Genomic DNA, 250 nt, shown 5'->3' on the forward strand with positions numbered 1-250 from the left:
TTTGACACGTTAATGGGTGCAATGAAAAGAAGTATGGAAAACGACCCACACAGTGGTACCTTCAGCTCTGGTTTAGAATTTGATTTAGAAAAGATGGAAGCGATTGATACAAAAGATCAGTTTGTCGCCTACATTTCAGGGCTTGATTACGAGCTGCTTGGTCCTCCAGGCACACAGTTCAGCTATTCTAACGACAGCTTCGCACTGCTTGGGGTTATCATCGAGCGTGTGAGCGATATTTCGTATGAGC

The 250-nt window shown here is 44.4% G+C and carries 1 protein-coding gene; it reads left to right on the forward strand.

Annotation, left to right across the window (positions count from 1 at the left end; translation table 11 throughout):
• Positions 1-250, forward strand: a 250-nt coding sequence (locus SB775_RS32080) for a serine hydrolase (protein WP_410865330.1), incomplete at both ends; no start/stop codon positions are given.

This window comes from Peribacillus sp. SIMBA_075 (genome assembly GCF_046534585.1).